At 53.0% G+C, this 17,851-nt stretch carries 16 protein-coding genes; 3 read left to right on the top strand and 13 right to left on the bottom strand.

Going from position 1 to position 17,851, the window contains the following annotated elements; genetic code table 11:
• Positions 1 to 51 precede the first annotated feature (51 nt).
• The gene (locus B152_RS24660; RefSeq protein WP_083921975.1) at positions 52 to 825 is read right to left on the bottom strand and encodes an adenosylcobinamide amidohydrolase; all 774 of its coding nucleotides are present in this window, start codon (positions 823 to 825) and stop codon (positions 52 to 54) included.
• A gap of 168 nt (positions 826 to 993) precedes the next feature.
• Between B152_RS24660 and B152_RS0121415 the strand changes: the two genes are divergently transcribed.
• Together B152_RS0121415 and B152_RS0121425 are read left to right on the top strand one after the other, a co-directional pair.
• Positions 994 to 2,292, top strand: a complete 1,299-nt coding sequence (locus B152_RS0121415) for an SAM-dependent methyltransferase (protein WP_020594507.1) — start codon at positions 994 to 996, stop codon at positions 2,290 to 2,292.
• A 330-nt stretch (positions 2,293 to 2,622) separates the two neighbouring features.
• Positions 2,623 to 3,150, top strand: coding sequence for a hypothetical protein (locus B152_RS0121425; protein WP_020594508.1), 528 nt, complete (start codon positions 2,623 to 2,625; stop codon positions 3,148 to 3,150).
• A gap of 707 nt (positions 3,151 to 3,857) precedes the next feature.
• Here the strand turns inward: B152_RS0121425 and astB are convergent.
• The 5 genes from astB to B152_RS0121455 form a co-directional block, all read right to left on the bottom strand.
• Positions 3,858 to 5,222 carry an N-succinylarginine dihydrolase gene (gene astB, locus B152_RS0121435; protein ID WP_020594510.1) on the bottom strand — a complete coding sequence of 455 codons (1,365 nt, stop codon included), beginning with the start codon at positions 5,220 to 5,222 and terminating at the stop codon, positions 3,858 to 3,860.
• 4 nt (positions 5,223 to 5,226) lie between these two features.
• Entirely contained in the window at positions 5,227 to 6,711 is a 1,485-nt protein-coding gene (astD, locus tag B152_RS0121440) for a succinylglutamate-semialdehyde dehydrogenase (RefSeq protein ID WP_020594511.1), read from the bottom strand.
• On the bottom strand, positions 6,708 to 7,751 hold the full coding sequence (locus B152_RS0121445; RefSeq protein ID WP_020594512.1) for an arginine N-succinyltransferase: 1,044 nt from the start codon (positions 7,749 to 7,751) through the stop codon (positions 6,708 to 6,710). Before B152_RS0121445 ends, astD begins: the two co-directional genes overlap by 4 nt.
• Before the next feature lie 93 nt (positions 7,752 to 7,844).
• On the bottom strand, positions 7,845 to 9,080 hold the full coding sequence (locus tag B152_RS0121450; protein WP_020594513.1) for a hydrolase: 1,236 nt from the start codon (positions 9,078 to 9,080) through the stop codon (positions 7,845 to 7,847).
• Positions 9,081 to 9,093: 13 nt separating this feature from the next.
• Positions 9,094 to 10,284, bottom strand: coding sequence for an aspartate aminotransferase family protein (locus tag B152_RS0121455; RefSeq protein ID WP_020594514.1), 1,191 nt, complete (start codon positions 10,282 to 10,284; stop codon positions 9,094 to 9,096).
• A 398-nt stretch (positions 10,285 to 10,682) separates the two neighbouring features.
• On the opposite strand from B152_RS0121455, the gene B152_RS0121460 reads away from it, so the two are divergent.
• Entirely contained in the window at positions 10,683 to 11,171 is a 489-nt protein-coding gene (locus tag B152_RS0121460) for an Lrp/AsnC family transcriptional regulator (RefSeq protein ID WP_033407233.1), read from the top strand.
• Between the two features lie 15 nt (positions 11,172 to 11,186).
• On the opposite strand, the gene moeB is transcribed toward B152_RS0121460, so the two are convergent.
• The 7 genes from moeB to ubiE form a co-directional block, all read right to left on the bottom strand.
• Positions 11,187 to 11,981 carry a molybdopterin-synthase adenylyltransferase MoeB gene (moeB, locus tag B152_RS0121465; RefSeq protein WP_020594516.1) on the bottom strand — a complete coding sequence of 265 codons (795 nt, stop codon included), beginning with the start codon at positions 11,979 to 11,981 and terminating at the stop codon, positions 11,187 to 11,189.
• A 36-nt stretch (positions 11,982 to 12,017) separates the two neighbouring features.
• Complete coding sequence (gene cysK, locus B152_RS0121470; RefSeq protein WP_020594517.1) at positions 12,018 to 12,989, bottom strand: cysteine synthase A; 972 nt, start codon at positions 12,987 to 12,989, stop codon at positions 12,018 to 12,020.
• Between the two features lie 36 nt (positions 12,990 to 13,025).
• Complete coding sequence (locus B152_RS0121475) at positions 13,026 to 13,484, bottom strand: RrF2 family transcriptional regulator (RefSeq protein WP_020594518.1); 459 nt, start codon at positions 13,482 to 13,484, stop codon at positions 13,026 to 13,028.
• Positions 13,485 to 13,489: 5 nt separating this feature from the next.
• Positions 13,490 to 13,954: a dUTP diphosphatase gene (gene dut, locus B152_RS0121480; protein WP_020594519.1), complete on the bottom strand. Its 465-nt coding sequence runs from the start codon at positions 13,952 to 13,954 to the stop codon at positions 13,490 to 13,492.
• 33 nt (positions 13,955 to 13,987) lie between these two features.
• On the bottom strand, positions 13,988 to 15,199 hold the full coding sequence (gene coaBC, locus B152_RS0121485; RefSeq protein ID WP_020594520.1) for a bifunctional phosphopantothenoylcysteine decarboxylase/phosphopantothenate--cysteine ligase CoaBC: 1,212 nt from the start codon (positions 15,197 to 15,199) through the stop codon (positions 13,988 to 13,990).
• A gap of 108 nt (positions 15,200 to 15,307) precedes the next feature.
• The gene (gene ubiB / locus B152_RS0121490) at positions 15,308 to 16,876 is read right to left on the bottom strand and encodes a 2-polyprenylphenol 6-hydroxylase (RefSeq protein ID WP_020594521.1); all 1,569 of its coding nucleotides are present in this window, start codon (positions 16,874 to 16,876) and stop codon (positions 15,308 to 15,310) included.
• Between the two features lie 53 nt (positions 16,877 to 16,929).
• On the bottom strand, positions 16,930 to 17,769 hold the full coding sequence (ubiE, locus tag B152_RS0121495) for a bifunctional demethylmenaquinone methyltransferase/2-methoxy-6-polyprenyl-1,4-benzoquinol methylase UbiE (RefSeq protein ID WP_020594522.1): 840 nt from the start codon (positions 17,767 to 17,769) through the stop codon (positions 16,930 to 16,932).
• Between the last annotated feature and the right edge of the window lie 82 nt (positions 17,770 to 17,851).

The raw sequence follows: 17,851 nt of genomic DNA on the forward strand, positions 1-17,851 counted from the left end.
GCCGAACCCGGAATAAGTCAGGGTATTCACAGGCACTATTCGGGACACAGCCTACAGGGGCGGTGATTTGGAAACAAGCGTTTGCGCGGCAGTGCCTGTTCCCGAAGGTAAAAATTTCTGTGGCGTGACCGGAATATTTTTCTGTTCAAACCAAGCCAGTGCAGCTTCACGTGTGACATCGTAAACCGCTTTGCCAAGAGCTTTGCCGCAATCCGTGTGCAAACCAGCAAAGTTTGCTGGGGGACTGATTACAGACCGGGCCTGAGACTGGAGTGGGCAGGCGATGACAATGCAATCAGTCCCGGTGCCGGTTGTCGGGTACTGTTGCTCCGGGGCGATCCAGTTGAATTCCAGCAGGGCGGCCGTTCGGGCCTGTGTGGTGATGGAACTGGCTTCAAGCAGGGCTTTTTCGCTCAAGGGAACAGAGAGATGACAGAGCAGGTTGATGGTTCCCGGTGCTGTAGGGGGCGTGGAATTATCCGCAGCTTCACCCCTGATGCTCAAGGCGTTGGACAGGCCAAGGGTCATCAGGGTTGAAACCTCAACGCTCCCTTCCTTTTGGCTTGAACAATGATAGTTGCTTACCTGTCGTGAAGTCATCAGGCCAACTGCGTTTGTCACTCCCCGCTCTTCCAGTTTTCTACTGAACAGCTCGACTGGATCAAGCCCGGGGGGCAAGTCTGCATTGCTGACCTGGAGCCAGCAGACTTCTTTCGCGCTGGCGTAGCCCCCGTTGATTAGCGCCCAGCTCAGCATCTGCTGTGGCTCGGGGAAAACGGCTTCCAGCCAGGGGCCGTCCTGTTTTATTGTGAAGGAGGTGGGCATGGGCATCCTTGTTGTTTCTGCAAAGGAGATAGGATGAGGAGGAGTTAAAGACAAGAGCTGATAGCTGCGGTTAAGCAGGCTTTAAATGCTTTAGGCGTGTTGAGCAGTTGCCGTACTACCTATGCTTGGGTAATCTTTCCTGGCGAGACCATTTTGAGGGGGATCAAGGTGACATCTGCAATAAAACATCCGCGGCTTGAACGGGTCAGGCTGGTCTTGGCTCATGTACATGAAAAGCTGGAACTCGACTTCGCCTTTCAGCTTTGGGATGGATCGGTTATTCCGGCATCAGCCGGGATGGAGCAGGGGTTGCGTCTGGCGGTGGCGGATGAAACGGTTGTTCCCCGATTGCTGCGCAAGCCGAACTTCAAGACGGTTATTGACCTCTATCTTTCCGGGGGACTGGAAATTCGCGGCGGCTCTTTGTTTGATCTGGCCGAGCGGCGACCACAGGGCAAGTCAAAAAAACTGCTGCGCCGTCTGAACAAGGGACTTCTGCTCAAATCCCTGCTGCCGTTGTTTTTTGCACCAGGTCAAAAAGAAAAAGCCAGACTTGATGGTGCAGGCAGTACAGCCGGGACAGGCAGTAAAAAAGACGACATTGCCTATCACTACGATGTTTCCAACCGTTTCTATGAACTCTTCCTTGATCCGGAAATGGTTTACACCTGTGGTTACTTCAAAGACTGGTCCAACGATCTGGCGACGGCCCAGCGCGACAAGCTGGAGATGATCTGCCGCAAGTTACGCCTGAAGCCGGGGGATCGCCTGCTCGATATCGGCTGTGGCTGGGGTGCGCTGATCTGTTACGCGGCCCAGAACTATGGCGTGACGGCACTGGGGGTTACCCTGTCGGAAGAACAGCAGGCCCTGGCACAGGCGAGAATTAAAGAACGTGGGCTGGAGGGACAGGTCTCGGTCGAGCTGAAAGACTTCCGCCATCTCGAAGGAACCTTCGACAAGATCTCGTCCATTGGCATGTTTGAGCATGTCGGGATTGAAAATCACCGGGAATACTATCTGACGGTTAATCGCCTGCTGGAACCTCGCGGGCTTTACCTGCACCACGCCATTACCCGCCGGGGCAAGACCAGCGATGCCAAGTTCAACCGCAAGCGCCCGGAATACAATTCCATGCTCAGGTATATCTTCCCCGGTGCTGAGGTTGATCATATCGGCATGACAGCGCGCAATCTCGAGGCGCATGGCTTTGAAGTCCACGACGTCGAAGCCTGGCGTGAACACTACGCCAAAACCACGGAACATTGGGCTAAAAGGCTGGAGCAAAACCGCGAAGCCGCCATCGCCGAAGCCGGAGAAGAACGCTATCGCCTCTGGCTGCTCTATCTCACCGGGGTTTCGTTGGCTTTCTCCCGCGGCACCCTGAACATCTTCCAGACCGTCGCCTCCAAACGCAGCAAAGGCCTGTCAGGCCTGCCGCCGACCCGGGAAGATTTGTATGAGTGATGAGGCTTCTGTTAATAGTTCTGTGCTGATATACAGTAAGAAGAAAGGGTGTGAATGTTTTTCTATGTGCTGGTATATGGAGCGCTTCTTGTCATAATTTTTGTTTGGTACAGATCTTTCGTTTATCGGCATAGAGCAAAGCAAATACTTCCTGATGCAAGAAAATTATTTTTTTGCCAATAGGAGCGCCATTTGGTCACGAGGATAATGAACAGATTGCCGCTCTGAGAAAAACATTTAAACGCGAGATTATAGCTATTACTCTAGCGTTTTATTTTATAATAATATCGTTTATTTGTGGTGAGTTGATCATTTATAGATATTTCATTTATGAAGGCTAAAATCGTACTTTTCTTGATGTTGGTTTTTAGCTCTGGCCCGGCACTTTCTCAAACAGAAGATCAGTGGTTAGAGGATAGGGGGAAAATAAGAACATATCTGCAGGAAGGGGATTGTTCAGGCTTTTGGAATATAGTTTGGCCGTGGGTGGAACGAGATCATCGCGATGCTCAATCTCTCCTTTGGGCAGCTATGTATGAGTTTGGGCTCGTGCCTCCAGGGGATACTCCCCGTGAATCTCACATGTTTACTCTAGCACTGCATGCTATGAGCCTCGAGGACAAGTTATCAGATGCGGACATTGATAGTGTTTTTTCTTCGGTTCCTGTCGAAAAAGTGTCTAATTTAATTGCATTGAAGAATTGTGTGAAAAAGGGGCACCTCATAAAGGCTTGTTTTGACAAAGCTGAAGAATCTGGCCTTGTTCCAAATTTCACAAGCTATGTGAAAGATATTAATGTTGCGATTGAAAGCGGGAAAACTGTTGTTTGCCCGTACCCAATTAATCTGAACAATTAAAAGTAGAGATATTTGGGCTGTCCCAGAATAATAAGGCGAGATTTTACAGATTACATTTATCGAGGAATCTCGGCAACTTTTAGCTGTTTTGGTATCGAAGTGTTTGAGTACACGGTCCTGTTTCGATTGGCATAAACGACTCTTCTTCATATTCTCCCAAATTGCATTATCCCTGACGTTGAAAGATTTGTGTGGCTGATGAGTTTTAGTGACGGAGTCAAGCATACATTTTAAAGATATGATAATGGAAACAATCACCTGCTATCGTCCTGCCGGACCAAAAGAGATCGATCTTGTTGCTACCTCTAACTAGAGAAAATGGCCCCCCGGCTTTCAGATCAATCGATATTCTATCCGGTTATAAATGAAGACTGAGCGATCGAGCTTACCTGCTGGAATGTTAATGCTTATGGAGTGGGCTATGTCACAAGGTTAAAGATAAACAAAGAGTATTTATCTCGGCACCACATCGGGTGCGTAGGTGGTAAAAACCATAGGGAATGGTGGATTTCTACTAAAGAAATGGACGAGTTCAATGATAATATCTTCGGTAGAATCGAAGTCATTCAGAAGTTTATGAAGCCAGGTGAATAACATTTCCTTTATGGCATGGCTCTGCATGCCTGGTTTGTTTGATAAAAAAAGAACCCGAGAAGCAGGGCTTCCCGGGGCAGAGAGTTTTCTATTGATGAAGAGATCGACCGATCTCACCCGCGTTGGAAGTCGTAGAGCTTGCCGAGGTTGAGGATGCGGGTCAGTTCTTCCAAGGCGGTGCGGACCTCGTAAAGCAGGGCCGGGTCGCGCAGGTCTTCGGCGGTGAGTTCGTCGCGATAGTGACGCTCGATCCAGGCTTTCAGATCGGCGTAGAGATGATCGTCAAGCAGGACTCTGGCGCCGAGTGACGCGAGATCACCATCATTGAGCACCACACGCAAGCGCAGGCAAGCAGGGCCGCCGCCGTTTTTCATGGATTGACGCAGGTTGAAAAAACGTACGTCACTGATGGCGCTGCCACTGCTGACCAGCTGGTCGAGATAGGCTTTGACCCGCGGGTTTTCCTCGCACTCAATCGGGGCAATCAAGGTGGCGCTGTTGCTGCCTCCCCGACCACTTGCATTGGCGCCGCAGGAAATCAGCTGGCTGTTAAAAAGGTAACTCTGCACGGCGTCTTCGACCGGAACCTGGGCGTCCGGTACCTCGACAAAGATCATATCAGCGCCGGGGAGTTTGCGGTCCAGTTCTGCTTTGACTTCAGTGCTGTTGAGGAAGGCCTTTTCGTGGTGGAACAGGATGCGGCCATTGCCAACGGAGATCACGTCGTTGTGGAACACACCCTGATCGATCACATCCGGGTTCTGCTGGGCAAAGACCACACGATCATCAGCCAGTCCATGCAGCCGGGCGACGGCCTGACAGGCTTCGAGTGTCTGACGGGCGGGAAAGCGTTTCGGGGCCGGAGCGCCTTTGCGCAGCGCCTCGACACCATAGACAAAAAACTCGACCCCGGGGTCGCCGTAGTCACTGCAAAAACGGGTGTGGTTGGCGGCACCTTCATCGCCAAAGTGGCTGCTGCTGTGCAGGGCAGGGTGGTGGGCAAAGCGGCTTTCGTCGGCAAAGATGGTCTGCAAGGCCCGTCCGGTTGCCGGATGTTCGATTGAACGGTGGAACATGGACACCAGATTGGCCGGGGTAAAATGCGTGCGTCCGTCTGCGGTATCCGGATGCGGCGAGACGGTGGCGGCATTGGCAACCCACATGCAGGAGGCCGAAGAGGCTCCGGCGAGCAGGGCAGGATTGGTTTTGGCTGTCTTGCCCAACACTTCCTTGTCGCTGCCTGTAAATCCCAGCTTGCGCAGGGTTGGCATATGTGGACGCTCCTGTGGCGGCAGCACGCCTTGCTTCATGCCAAGATCGGACAGGGCTTTCATTTTTTCCAGCCCCTGCAGAGCGGCACCCTTGGGACTGGAATTTTCCTTGGCTGATTTGTCAGAGGCAATGTTGCCGTAAGACAAACCGGCAAAGTTATGGGTTGGGCCAACCAGACCGTCGAAGTTTACCTCGTAATACTTCATGCCCTTATCCTCTGTTCAGATTGATGCCCGGTGGCAGCTGTGCAGGTACATCGAGGCTCTCGGCTTCGAGAGAAGCAACCGGATAGGCGGCATAGTCAGCCGCATAGAAGGCGCTGGGGCGATGATTGCCACTGGCGCCAATACCGCCAAAGGGGGCGGCCCCGCTGGCGCCCGTCAGCGGACGGTTCCAGTTGACAATCCCGGCCCGGCTTTCGGCCCAGAACTGCTGCCACAGGTCCTTGCTGTCGGTCAGGATTCCAGCGGAAAGACCAAAGCGGGTGTTGTTGGCAACCCTGATCGCTTCGTCAAAGTCGGCAACCCGGATGATCTGCAATAGCGGACCAAAATATTCTTCGTCTGGCAAGTCAGCAACGGCGGTGACGTCAAGCAGGGCTGGTGTCAGGAAAGGTTTGCCGTCGAACAGACGTTTGCCCCGGCGCAAAACCTTGCCGCCGAGCTTTTCCAGCTTTTCCTGCGCGGCGAGGATGCCATCAGCCGCAGCGTTGGAGACCAGCGACCCCATAAAGGGCGGATTTTTAGCATCATCCATGCCAACTTTGATGCCATCGATTTGCTGAAGCAGGGTGTCGATAAAGGCGTCGCCTTCAGCGCCTGTCGGCACAATCAAACGGCGGGAACAGGTACAGCGCTGACCGGATGTAACATAGGCAGACTGGATGGTGTGAAAAGCGGCAGCCTGATGATCAGCGGCGTCGATCACGATCAACGGGTTGTTGCCGCCCATCTCGAGCGCGAGGATTTTCCCGGGCTGTCCGGCGTATTGACGATGCAGCAGTTCACCCGTCGCGGAACTGCCGGTAAAGAACAGACCGTCGATGCCATCGTGACCCGCCAGCGCAATGCCGGTTTCCTTGGTGCCTTGTACCAGATTGAGCACACCAGCAGGCAGGCCTGCATCAGCCCAGGCCTGAACCATGACTTCAGCGACCATGGGGGTCAGGTCACTTGGTTTAAAGACAATAGTATTCCCGGCAATCAGCGAGGGCACGATATGACCGTTCGGCAGGTGACCGGGGAAATTATAGGGGCCAAAGACTGCAATCACGCCGTGCGGTTTGTGGCGCAGGCTGGCTTTGAGGCCGTCGCCCATGGGGTTTTCACTGTGACCTGTGCGCTTTTCAAAAGCATCAAGGGACAGATTTACCTTGCCGATCATGGAGGCGGCTTCGGTTTTGGTTTCCCACAATGGCTTCCCGGTTTCGCGGGCGATGGCAACAGCGACCTCTTCCTGGCGTTCTTTCAGCAGGTCGCGGTAGCGGGTGATGACCTCGATCCGGCTGGGGAGGGGAGCCAGGGCCCAGTCGCGCAGGGCCAAACGTGCAGCGGAGACAGCCTCATCAACGTCGGTCGCGGTGGCAGAGGCAGCCTGCCAGATGGTTTCATTGGTGGCAGGGTTGATTGAAACGAGCGCTTCGCCCTTGCCGTCTTTCCAGATGCCGTTGATGAAAAGTTTCTGTTTTTGGCTCATGCCCTGTTCTCCCGGAATTTAACGCAACGGATTTTATCGCCCTTGTTCAGCCGCAGGGCCTCGACGGTTTCCTGTGTCAGATGGATCTGACCTTCTTCGTCGAGCCTTGCGGGCTGCAGGCACATGCGATAGGCGGCAATATTACCATTGCTCAAGATATAGAGGTTTGATTGGTCGTCTGCGGGTGCAAGTTCTTCGACGCCAGCAAAAGAAGCGATGCGGCTCGCCTGCAGGGTTTTGATGTTCTGCACCGGAACCTCAACCGAAGGACCGCCATCAAAAACATCGACATAGCCCTTGAAGCTAAAACCTTCTTTTTCCAGCAGGCGCAGGGCCGGGCTGGATGAATCATGCGGCTTGCCGATGACGTTCTGGGCTTCTTCCGGCAGCAGGTCGATATAGATCGGATATTTTGGCATCAGGTCGGAAATGATTTGAGTACCCTTGACCGAGGAAATCTTGTCCGCGTTTTCAAAGGCGATACCAAAGAACTTTCCGCCGAGATGATTCCAGAAAGGAGAACGGCCTTCCTTGTCTTGCCATCCACGCATCTCGGCGATCACCGTATCGCCAAAACGATCCGGGAAATCAGCCAGGGTGAGATAGCGGCAGCGGGAAAGAAACTGTCCGACGCCAGGCTGCCGATAGTCGGCTGAAAGATAGAGAGAGCCGATTTCGGTTGAGCCGGTGTAATCGTTGACCAGATAGAGAATGCGCATTTTCCGGGTGGTATCAAGTTCGCCGGAGGCAGAGACAATGGTCGACACCTTGTAGGAATAGAAAGGGTATTTCAGGCCCACTCCGGCATAGATTGCGGTGGTCCCGACGACCTTGCGGGTTTTGGTGTCTTCCAGCACCATAAAATAGATTTCCCCCGTGGGGCCATTGGCAGGGGACTTGAAGCTGGCTTCTGATCGGGTCAGTTTTTCCAGCCAGGCGCCTTCGTTGGCAGGCATGGAGGTCATGCCGGTTCCAACAGCGTGGGACAGACCCATAAGATCGCCCATGTCGCTTTGTCGTGCAGGTCGGATAAGTAGCATCGGGTCAGTTTCCAGTTTGAAAAGGGTGATCCGGCAAGCAGTCTTGCAGAGGTGCCGGGTCAGATAAAATTGTATCAGGTCCTTGTTACGATGTTACCTGACAGTTGTTGCCCGTTCAGGCCAGCTGGCTTCGCCCGAGGCCAGTTTCATCAATAACAGGGCTGTTAATTTGGCGCGTTCGCTCAGACTGTCGACCAGAAGAAATTCTTCTGTGCTGTGGATGGCACCGCCCCGAACGCCGAGCGTGTCGATATTCGCAAGGCCCGCCGCCGCCAGATTGTTGCCATCACAGCATCCGCCCGTGGCTTTGGCCTCAATCGGCGGCAGCCCAAGATCAGCACCACAACTGCGCAGCAGGGCAAAAAGCTGTTCATGGGCCTTGTCCATAACCTTGGGCTGACGGCCAAAGCCGCCATGCAGCTCGAGGCTTATGCCGTCTTCAGCATTAATTCTGGCAATGATCAGCTCAAGCTGCTGTTCAGCCCAGCTTTGCCCCTCAGGAGTGGGTACCCGGATGTTGAAGCGACAGAGAGCGAAGTCAGGCACAACATTGTTGGGGCCGCCGCCAGTCAGTTTCGCCAGATTGATGGTCACGCCTTCATGTTGCCCGTTCAGGTCATCGAGCAGGGCCATGGCGCGAGCCAGAGCGGCAATGGCGTTGCGGCCAAGGTGGTGTTCGCGCCCGGCGTGGGCAGCTTTGCCCCGGGCAATCAGGGTAAAGTTACCACTGCCCTTGCGGGCACCAGCAAGGGTGCCGTCAGCCAGAGCAGGCTCGAAGATCATGCCGACATCGGCGGCGCGTGCAGCTTCATCCAGATAGGGAGCAGAGGCAAAAGAACCGATTTCCTCATCGGGATTGATAACGATCTGCCAGCCGATATTTTCAGCGTGAGGGCTACGCTCCAGTGCCTGAAGCGCGGTTAACATGACAACAAGGCCGCCCTTCATATCGGCAACACCTGGTCCATTGACCGTATTGTCATCAAGATGACGACAGGTCTGGAAAACATGGTCAAGCGGGTAAACCGTATCGCTGTGTCCCACCAGCAGAACGCGGCGATTGGCGTTAGGGCGTTTGGTCAGGCGCAAAAGGGGACCGCTCTGTTTTTCAAGTATCTGTCCGTTGTCCAGTACCTCACTGCGCGGAGGCAACGCGATACGCTCTTCTGTTGCTCCCAAAGAAGCAGCCAGTGCTGAAAGCTGGTCGACGACCTGTTCAATTCCGGCAACATTGGCGCTGCCGGAATTGAGATTGCTGAGCGAGAGAACGTCAGCAAGCATCTTGTCCTGCTGTGTGCCGATCCACTCAAGAGCTGTTTTATAGGTCATCGACCAGACTTCCTTATGCCGTCAGTGCTGTACAGGCGCGATCGAAGATTTCGATGGCGGCATCCAGTTCTGCATCAGAAACATTGAGGGGCGGCAGGAAGCGGATCTGGTTATCGCCAGACTTGGCACAGAGCAGACCCTGTTTGCGCAACTCAAGCAGCATATCACCATTTGGCACCACACATTTGATCCCGATCATCAGACCAAGGCCATGGACGGAAACCAGCGCTTTCGGGTGCTTGGCAATCAGGGTTTCGAGCTGGGCGCGAACCTTGTTTGCTTTATCCGTAACGGACTGGAGGAAACCTTTTTCAAGCATCAGATCAAGCACAGCATTGCCAACGGCACCAGCCAGCGGGTTGCCGCCAAAGGTGCTGCCATGGGTGCCGAAAATCATTGGGTCAGCGGCCTTGTCATTGGCAAGGCAGGCACCGACAGGGAAGCCACCACCCATGCCTTTGGCAAGGGACATGACATCAGGTTCAACACCGGACCATTCGTATCCGAACATTTTCCCGGTACGGCCCATGCCACACTGGACTTCATCCACCATCATCAGGATATCGTGTTTGTCACAAAGAGCGCGAATCCCGCGGACAAATTCAACCGTTGCAGGACGGATACCGCCTTCGCCCTGTACAGGCTCAAAAATAATCCCGGCGGTTTTGTCGGTGATGGCAGCCTCGAGAGCTTTCAGGTCACCGAAAGGAACATGATCGTAGCCTTCGTCTTCCATGACAAAGCCAGCTGTGTGCCCGGGATTGCCCGCAGCCGAAATTGTGCCAATGGTCCGTCCGTGAAAGGCATTCTGGAAACCGATGATACGTTTGCGCTCGGGACGGCCTTTTGCTTCCTGATATTTGCGGAGGATCTTGAGGCCACATTCGTTGGCTTCGGCGCCTGAGTTGCTGAAGAAAACCTTGGTGGCAAAGCTGTTATCCACAAGACGTTGCGCCAGCTTTTCAGTTTCCGTAATGCGGAACATGTTGGAGCAGTGCCAGAACTTGTCGGCCTGATCTTTCAGGGCCTTGACCAGATGCGGGTGGGCATGACCAAAGGAACAGACAGCAATTCCGCTGTAGAAATCGAGATATTTTTTCCCGTCATTGGCATAAAGCCAGGAGCCTTCACCTTTTTCAAAAGCGAGGTCAGGCGGGCTGTAAGTTGCCATCATGGCTTCGCGACCGGGAAGAACGTCTGTCATGTTTTGCTCCTTGCCGGAAACCCAGTTTCGTTGAGAAGTGTTCACTGGGAAGTGGTTCCGGTTGTTCAAATGGTTGTTATCTGCGTGCTGCCAAAGCGAGACCCGTNAAGGCAAACCCGGGACCGACGAACAGCATTAAAAGGATTCTACAGCAGAAGGACCCGCAGGTGTTATCATTCTCATTGTCCTCAACCGCAGATACTGCGGTTAAAAATTAGGATACGAAATTTTATGCGGCTTTGTGAAAGTTGTTTCCTGAAAAGTAGAAAATTGTAATATTGTTAGGGTGTTCCGCTCTAGAGTGTTCATAACAAGGGTTTTTGGGGCGAAACGCAGGTAAGGTTGATTTTGCAAACATTACCTGGGATGTCGGGATTTCTTTTCTCTGTGGAGATAAAATGACGAAGAATCTGCAGCTGGATAAAATGGACCAGAAGATTCTGTCCATTCTCCAGAAGGAAGCGCGGATTACCAATCAGGAGCTGTCGGAACGGGTCAATCTCTCTCCCAGTTCTTGCCTGAACCGAGTCAGAAAGCTAGAGGAACGAGGCCTTATTGGCCCCTTTTTCGGTATGGTTGATTTGGAAAGGGTTTGCCGATCGGTGATGGTGATTGCGACAGTCACTCTCAAGGATCACAGCCGGGAACAGTTTAAGGCATTCCAGGATTATGTTCAGGACATTCCCGAGGTGGTGGAATGTTATATGGTCAGCGGATCTTTTGACTTTTGCCTGCGGATTGTTGCGCCAGACATGGCCCGCTATAACGAGATCAATGATTACCTGCTTGATGCGACCGAAACACAGGGCGTGATGAACATCAGCTCCCACGTCGTGCTGAATACCTCAAAACATTTCTCGGGCTATCCGATCGATCGTCTGTTGTAAGCAGACCCTAGAGTTTTAGTTCGCGGGCGCTTTATTCCCGCAAAGGCTACAGGCGGGGTCTCGCCGGGTTCTCATCCGGTGAAAGCTTGTGCCAAGGGCATCGTAAAGCAACAGGTTGTTGCTCAGGCTCTCGCCGATTCCCAGCAGTTCTTTGATCACCTCAATAGCTTGCAGGCTACCCATGGTGCCAGCCAGGGCACCGAGGACACCGACATCGGCACAGCTGCCTTTTTCGGCAATCTGTTCGTTACCGAAGAGGCAACGGTAGCAGGGTTTGTCTCCTTTTTCGAAAGCGCGAAAACTTGTCAGTTGTCCTTCGAAACGCATGATGGCGGCCGAAACCAGGGGTTTCTTCTGGCGGTAACAGGCATCGTTGACCAGATAACGGGTATTGAAGTTGTCACATCCGTCAGCAACAAGGTCGTAAGCTTCGACGATCTGATCCACATTGGCGGAGTTCAGGCGCAAGGCGTGGGGCTGAAAGGTAATATCCGGGTTCAGTGCTTTGAGCCGTATGAGGGCTGAATCGACCTTGGGCTGATCAATCGCAGCAACATCGTGCAGGATCTGACGCTGGAGATTGGAAAGATCGACGCTGTCGTCATCAACAAAGCCGAGGGTGCCAATTCCTGCAGCTGCAAGATACAGCAACAGGGGGGAGCCCAGTCCTCCTGCACCGATAACCAGCACCTTGGCGTTCAGCAGCTTTAGCTGACCTTCTTCTGCGATTTCCGGCAAGACCAGGTGACGGGCATAGCGTTCAATCTGCTTATCAGAAAGCTCATCATCAGTTGTTGTTGTCTTGGTCACGATCTTTAGGGGCCTGTAATTGAGCTTGCGTGGAGCTTAGTTATTTTCGAACAGATCGGTGCTGAGATAGCGTTCAGCAAACGAAGGCAAAATCGCAACGATCTGTTTTCCTGCCATTTCTGGACGGGCGCCAATTTCCAAAGCTGCGGCAAGGGCTGCGCCAGAGGATATTCCGACAGGAAGACCTTCAAGGGCTGCTGCTTCCCGACCCATCCGGAAGGCGGTGTCATTGCCAATTCGGACGACTTCATCGATCAGGCGGGTTTCGAGAATGGTGGGAATAAAGCCAGCCCCGATACCCTGGATTTTGTGCGGTCCCGGTTGTCCCCCTGAAAGCACAGGGCTGTCCTCCGGTTCCACCGCGATCATTTTGATGTCCGGGTTTAGCTCTTTCAGAACCGAGCCTACTCCGGTCAAAGTCCCGCCAGTTCCAATACCGCACACCACCATATCGACCTTGCCATCGGTATCGCGCCAGATTTCCTCTGCGGTTGTCACGCGGTGAATAGCGGGATTAGCCGGGTTGAGAAACTGTTGAGGCATGACGGCTTTGGGGAGTTCCTTTACCAGTGCTTCAGCCCGGGCAACGGCTCCGCCAATACCGAGAGATCCTTCCGTCAGAACCAGTTCAGCCCCGAGGTGGCGCAGCATCTTGCGCCGTTCGGATGACATGGTTTCTGGCATGGTCAGGATCAGTTTATAACCTTTGGCAGCACAAACAAAAGCCAGAGCAATACCTGTGTTGCCGCTGGTCGGCTCTATTATGACTGTTTCCGGATCAATCTCTCCAGCTTCCTCCAGCGCTTCGATCATGGCAAAACCGATCCGGTCCTTGATTGATGCGAGAGGATTGAAAAACTCGCATTTACCGAGAATTTCTGCTTTTGAATCATGGTTATCGGCGAGTTTCTTCAAACGCACCAATGGTGTCGCACCGATGGTATCAAGAATCGAATCGTAGATTTTACCCCGGAAAGAGGCAGCGCTTTTATTGCTCTCGGTCTTCATGGTTGCTCACTAAATCAACCCAGGAGACCTGCCCGATCAAATACTGAAATCGGGCATGGCAGCAGTTGCCTCACTGGGGATGTTTTGTTTACGGGCGTCGTCACAGAGCTGCTCAATTGTAATATTGTCGAAACGCTCCATTATTTCCCGTTGCATGTCAACCCAGATGGGTCTGACCACCCCAACCCCGATTTCGGATCCATCGTTTTCGTTGGCCGGGTCATTTGCCCCTTCGAGATCCCTGACAACGCGGATGATATCCCCCACAGAAATGCGTCTGCGTTCCCGGGCGAGACGATAGCCACCCTTGGGTCCGCGCTGTCCGGCAAGAATGCCATTATGCACCAGTTGCTGCAGAACCTGTTCAAGATATCTGCGGGGAATCCCTTCCCGTTTGGATATTTCAGTAGAGCGCACGGGCTGTGACCCCGCGTGGTAAGCGATATCCACTACTGCTTCTATGGCGAAGAGCAGCTTTTTTGAAAGCCGAAGCATGTTTTTTAGTCTCCCTGGACCATTGCACCCGTCGAGCCAAAACCACCATCCCCGCGTATTGTTTGATCCAGCGAGGTTACCGGCTGCCATCCTGCCTGAAGACAGGGAGCGATCACCATCTGGGCTATTTTACTGCCTCTTTGTATGGTGAAGGGTTCGTGCCCGAGATTAATCATGATGACGCCGATTTCTCCGCGGTAATCAGCGTCAATTGTCCCCGGCGTATTTACCAGGGTAATGCCGTGCTTCAGGGCCAGTCCAGACCGGGGTCTGATCTGGGCCTCGTAACCGGCGGGCAAAGCGATGGAAAGCGCCGTAGGGATCAAAGTGCGATCCCCGGGTGCCAGCTCCATCGGTTCTTCAATCGCCGCAAGAAGATCCATCCCTGCAGATTGTGGTGTCGCATAGCCGGGGAGCGGCAAGCCCTTTCCGTGAGGGAGTTGAACTACAGCTATGCTCAAGGTGGTCATTCGGATCTTTCAGCGGCCCTGATAAATTTATTATCAGGTATTGAGTTTCAGTTTTTCGATAATTCGCCGGGCCAGTTTTTCTGCCACAGCGTTTTTGGTCATGGTTTCCCAGCTTTCACTTCCGGTCTGGTCAACCAGTAAAACGGTGTTGTTGTCTCCGCCAAAAGTGCCGGTTTCCGGCGAAACATCATTGGCGACTATCCAGTCACAGCCCTTGCGGGCAAGTTTGGATTTTGCATTTTCTTCAACAGCTTCGGTTTCTGCAGCAAATCCGATAACCAGCCCCGGACGGCTCGGGCCCACTCTGGAGATACTGGCCAGAATATCGGGGTTGAGGGCGAAGTTAAGTTTGGGGAGATTAGCGCCGGGTGTCTTTTTAAGCTTTGCACCGGCGATCTTGTCGACCCGCCAGTCGGCGACGGCTGCGGCGCAGACAGCGATGTCGGCAGGAAGGCTTTTTTCACAGGCCGCAAGCATCTCGAGTGCACTTTGGACGGCTATTCTGGTTACCCCGGCAGGACAAGAGAGATGGGTCGGGCCAGATACCAGCGTGACATCGGCCCCCAGCTTTTGCAGAGCAGCGGCAATAGCATAACCCTGTTTCCCCGAGGAATGGTTGGCAATATAGCGAACCGGGTCAATCGCCTCATGTGTAGGGCCCGCGGTTACCAAGGCCCGAATACCCTCCAGAGGTGCTGTCGATGGTGTAAAGTAATCGGTAATTGCCGCCAGGATCTCTGCCGGTTCGGCCATGCGGCCAGGACCAAACTCCCCACAAGCCATGTCCCCGTCATTGGGGCCAATCATCCTGATCCCGCGCTGTTCCAATTTTACAACATTTTCCTGTGTTGCAGGATGGTTCCACATGCGCACGTTCATGGAAGGCGCGACAAGGGTGTCCTTGTCAGTGGCAAGCAGGATCGTCGAGGCAAGATCATCAGCTCTTCCCTGGGCCATTTTCGCCAGAAAATCAGCTGTGGCAGGGGCAACGACGACCAGATCAGCCTGGCGAGAAAGCTGGATATGGCCGATTTCGGTTTCATCGGTCAGAGAGAAGAGCTCGCCATAGGTTTTCTCGCCCGTGAGGGCCGAGACGGAAAGAGGCGTGACAAATTCTGCCCCCGATTTTGTCAGAACAGCACGAACAAAAACTCCGGCCTCTCGCAAACGGCGAATAAGCTCCAGAGATTTGTATGCAGCTATTCCACCGGTAATGACCAGCAGAACTCGTTTACCTGATATCATAATGGACTGATTGATTTCACGGTTTATTTCACGGTGAGATTTCGTAAATACTGAATTCGATTTTTTGGATAAAACGAGTCAATGTCAACAAAAGATTGTTAATAAAGGTTAACCATAAAACAATATAAAGTTCACGGTAAATCCAATCGAGAAGGCCAAACTGGCGATGGCAAGAATAAAAGCCCAGCGGGCTGTGCCGCTGCTTTCCTTGTGAAAGTCCTGAATTGTCTCGCTGTGGAGCCGTAATCCGCTTTGCGAAAACTTCTCGCTTGCTGCTTCCAGATTGTTGATAAGTCGGGGCAATTTCTCCAGACTTCCTGAAAGCGTTGTTATCCCCTCGCGAACACGAGCCTCAGGGCCGCGGTTTTTGAGAATCCAGTCTTCGACCAGCGGCTGGGCCAAAGACCAGAGGTTCAGATTTTCATCCAGGCTGCGGCTGACACCTTCTGCCATCACCATATTTTTCTGCAATAACAGCAGGTGTGGCTGAATCGTCATGTCAAAAGATTCTGCAAGATGGAGCATCTGGCCCAGCATTTTGGCAAAGGAAAAATGACTTAAGTCTTTTCCCATGATCGGTTGGCAGACCGAGCGCAGGGCCTGGGCAAATGTTTCAATAGACTGGTTCGCCGGAATGAGGCCAGCTGTGACATGAGCCTCAGCAAGTTTGACATAATTCTCGCGCAGCAGGGCAACCAGCATGTCGGCAAGGAAAAACCGGGTGTTCTTATCAAGCCTGCCCATAATGCCGAAGTCGACTGCAACGAGGCGGCCATCTTCTCCGACAAACATATTGCCGGGGTGCTGATCACCATGGAAGAAACCGTCACGGAAAACCTGGTTGAAGAAGATGGCGGCGGCACGTGTCAGAACTTCTTCCAAGTCGTGTCCTGCTGCCAACAAAGCTGATCGATCATTAAGAGGAATGCCTTCAATCCTGCTCATGGTCAGGACGCGGCGGCTGGTACGGTCCCAGTCAATTGTCGGTGTGTCATAGGAAAAGTCGTCAGCGAAATTTTCTGCCAGTTCGCATGCTCCGGCAGCTTCCATGCGCAAGTCCATTTCGAGCCGGACAGTATCATGAAAAGTTTGCACGACCTCGGTCAGACGAAAGCGACGAAGTGAAGGGCGATTTTTTTCCAGCAGAGAAGCGAGGCTATAGAAAAGTTTCAGATCTTTGCGGAAGCTCTCCTCAACGCCGGGGCGCAATACCTTGACAGCGACAGCTTCACCCTCTGCCGTTTCGGCAAAGTGGACCTGTGCTATTGAGGCAGCAGAGATCGCGTCGAGATCAAATGACAGGAACAGCTGATCGAGATCCTTGCCAAGTTCTTTTTCGATAATGCTTTTGGCAAGAGAGCCGTCAAAGGGCGAGAGCTGATCCTGTAGCTGGGCAAGATCGGTCGCCAGCTGTTCTCCAAGGAGATCTGCTCGGGTTGAAAGAAACTGGCCGAGTTTGATGAAACTAGGTCCCAGTTCGGTCAGGGCGCGGGCAAGTTTTTCTCCGGGACGTCCCGGGGTATTGCGCCTGGACAGTTTCCGTCCCCACCAGACGGCAACAGCTGCGAGCTGACCGGGGACAAGCCGTTCCTCCTCAAAAGCAGCCAGAGCATCATGGCGAGCCAGCGTCCGTGCAATCCGCATCAAACGGAGAAGGGTTGCGATCTTTTCAAACATGACTGCTCTTTAAAATACCAAATGAGGGGTGGAAAAGAAACTTGAGGTCGGTTCTAGATACGCCATCCACAATGTATTGCAGCGACACCACCGGTATAGTTGCGATAGCTGCATTGCTCAAAACCAGCAGCAGTCATCATGCGGATCAGGTCATCCTGTGGCGGGAAGCGACGAATGGATTCTGCCAGATATTGGTATGACTCGCGGTCATTGGCGATCAGCTGCCCCATAGTCGGCAAAATCTTAAAGGAGTACTGATCATAGATTTCGCTCAGCACGGGCAGAACAACCTGGCTGAACTCAAGGCAGAAGAAACGTCCTCCTGGTTTGAGGACCCGACGGGCTTCTGACAAGGCTTTGTCGATATGTGTGACGTTGCGTAGACCAAAGGCAATTGTATAGGAGTTCATGCTGCGGTCCGGAAAGGGAAGGCTTTCAGCATTGCCGCAAGTCCAGCTGATACCCTGAACAATACCTTGATCGATTGCACGATCCCTTCCTACCAACATCATATCGGGAGTCAGGTCGCACACGGTGACTGGCCCAGCCAGCTCGCGGCCAACCTGATCAATGACTCTCAGGGCGATATCACCCGTCCCACCAGCTACATCCAGATGTGCTTCGCCTGCTCGGGGGTTCAGCCAGTCGATAAGAGATGTTTTCCAGAGACGGTGAATGCCGCCACTCATCAGATCATTCATCAGATCATAGTTGCGAGCAACACTTTCAAAAACGCCCCTGACCCGATTGCGCTTTTCGTTTATCGGAACTTCACTGTACCCAAAGTGGGTTGTGTCAGAGGTGAAATTTTCCGGAGTATTTTCCATGGTATTGTCCTGGGTATCGTCCCGGATATTGTCTTGTGAGTGGTAGGTGTTTTGTTTGTCTGCCATTTGAATGTCCAGCCGCTTTCGGCGCAATTTTCTTGCAGTGACCCGTGCAAAGCTCTTTTGCCTATCTGGTTGAATGATATAG

The sequence above is a fragment of the Kiloniella laminariae DSM 19542 genome, assembly GCF_000374005.1.
Lineage (GTDB): Bacteria > Pseudomonadota > Alphaproteobacteria > Kiloniellales > Kiloniellaceae > Kiloniella > Kiloniella laminariae.

Coding starts and splice junctions, on each gene's coding strand:
- B152_RS0121475 (WP_020594518.1), bottom strand. CDS start 13,484: ATGCTTCGGCTTTCAAAAAAGCTGCTCTTCGCCATAGAAGCAGTAGTG.
- B152_RS0121460 (WP_033407233.1), top strand. CDS start 10,683: ATGACGAAGAATCTGCAGCTGGATAAAATGGACCAGAAGATTCTGTCC.
- dut (WP_020594519.1), bottom strand. CDS start 13,954: ATGACCACCTTGAGCATAGCTGTAGTTCAACTCCCTCACGGAAAGGGC.
- B152_RS0121445 (WP_020594512.1), bottom strand. CDS start 7,751: ATGCTACTTATCCGACCTGCACGACAAAGCGACATGGGCGATCTTATG.
- B152_RS24660 (WP_083921975.1), bottom strand. CDS start 825: ATGCCCACCTCCTTCACAATAAAACAGGACGGCCCCTGGCTGGAAGCC.
- B152_RS0121425 (WP_020594508.1), top strand. CDS start 2,623: ATGAAGGCTAAAATCGTACTTTTCTTGATGTTGGTTTTTAGCTCTGGC.
- coaBC (WP_020594520.1), bottom strand. CDS start 15,199: ATGATATCAGGTAAACGAGTTCTGCTGGTCATTACCGGTGGAATAGCT.
- B152_RS0121450 (WP_020594513.1), bottom strand. CDS start 9,080: ATGACCTATAAAACAGCTCTTGAGTGGATCGGCACACAGCAGGACAAG.
- astB (WP_020594510.1), bottom strand. CDS start 5,222: ATGAAGTATTACGAGGTAAACTTCGACGGTCTGGTTGGCCCAACCCAT.
- B152_RS0121455 (WP_020594514.1), bottom strand. CDS start 10,284: ATGACAGACGTTCTTCCCGGTCGCGAAGCCATGATGGCAACTTACAGC.
- astD (WP_020594511.1), bottom strand. CDS start 6,711: ATGAGCCAAAAACAGAAACTTTTCATCAACGGCATCTGGAAAGACGGC.
- ubiB (WP_020594521.1), bottom strand. CDS start 16,876: ATGTTTGAAAAGATCGCAACCCTTCTCCGTTTGATGCGGATTGCACGG.
- ubiE (WP_020594522.1), bottom strand. CDS start 17,769: ATGGCAGACAAACAAAACACCTACCACTCACAAGACAATATCCGGGAC.
- cysK (WP_020594517.1), bottom strand. CDS start 12,989: ATGAAGACCGAGAGCAATAAAAGCGCTGCCTCTTTCCGGGGTAAAATC.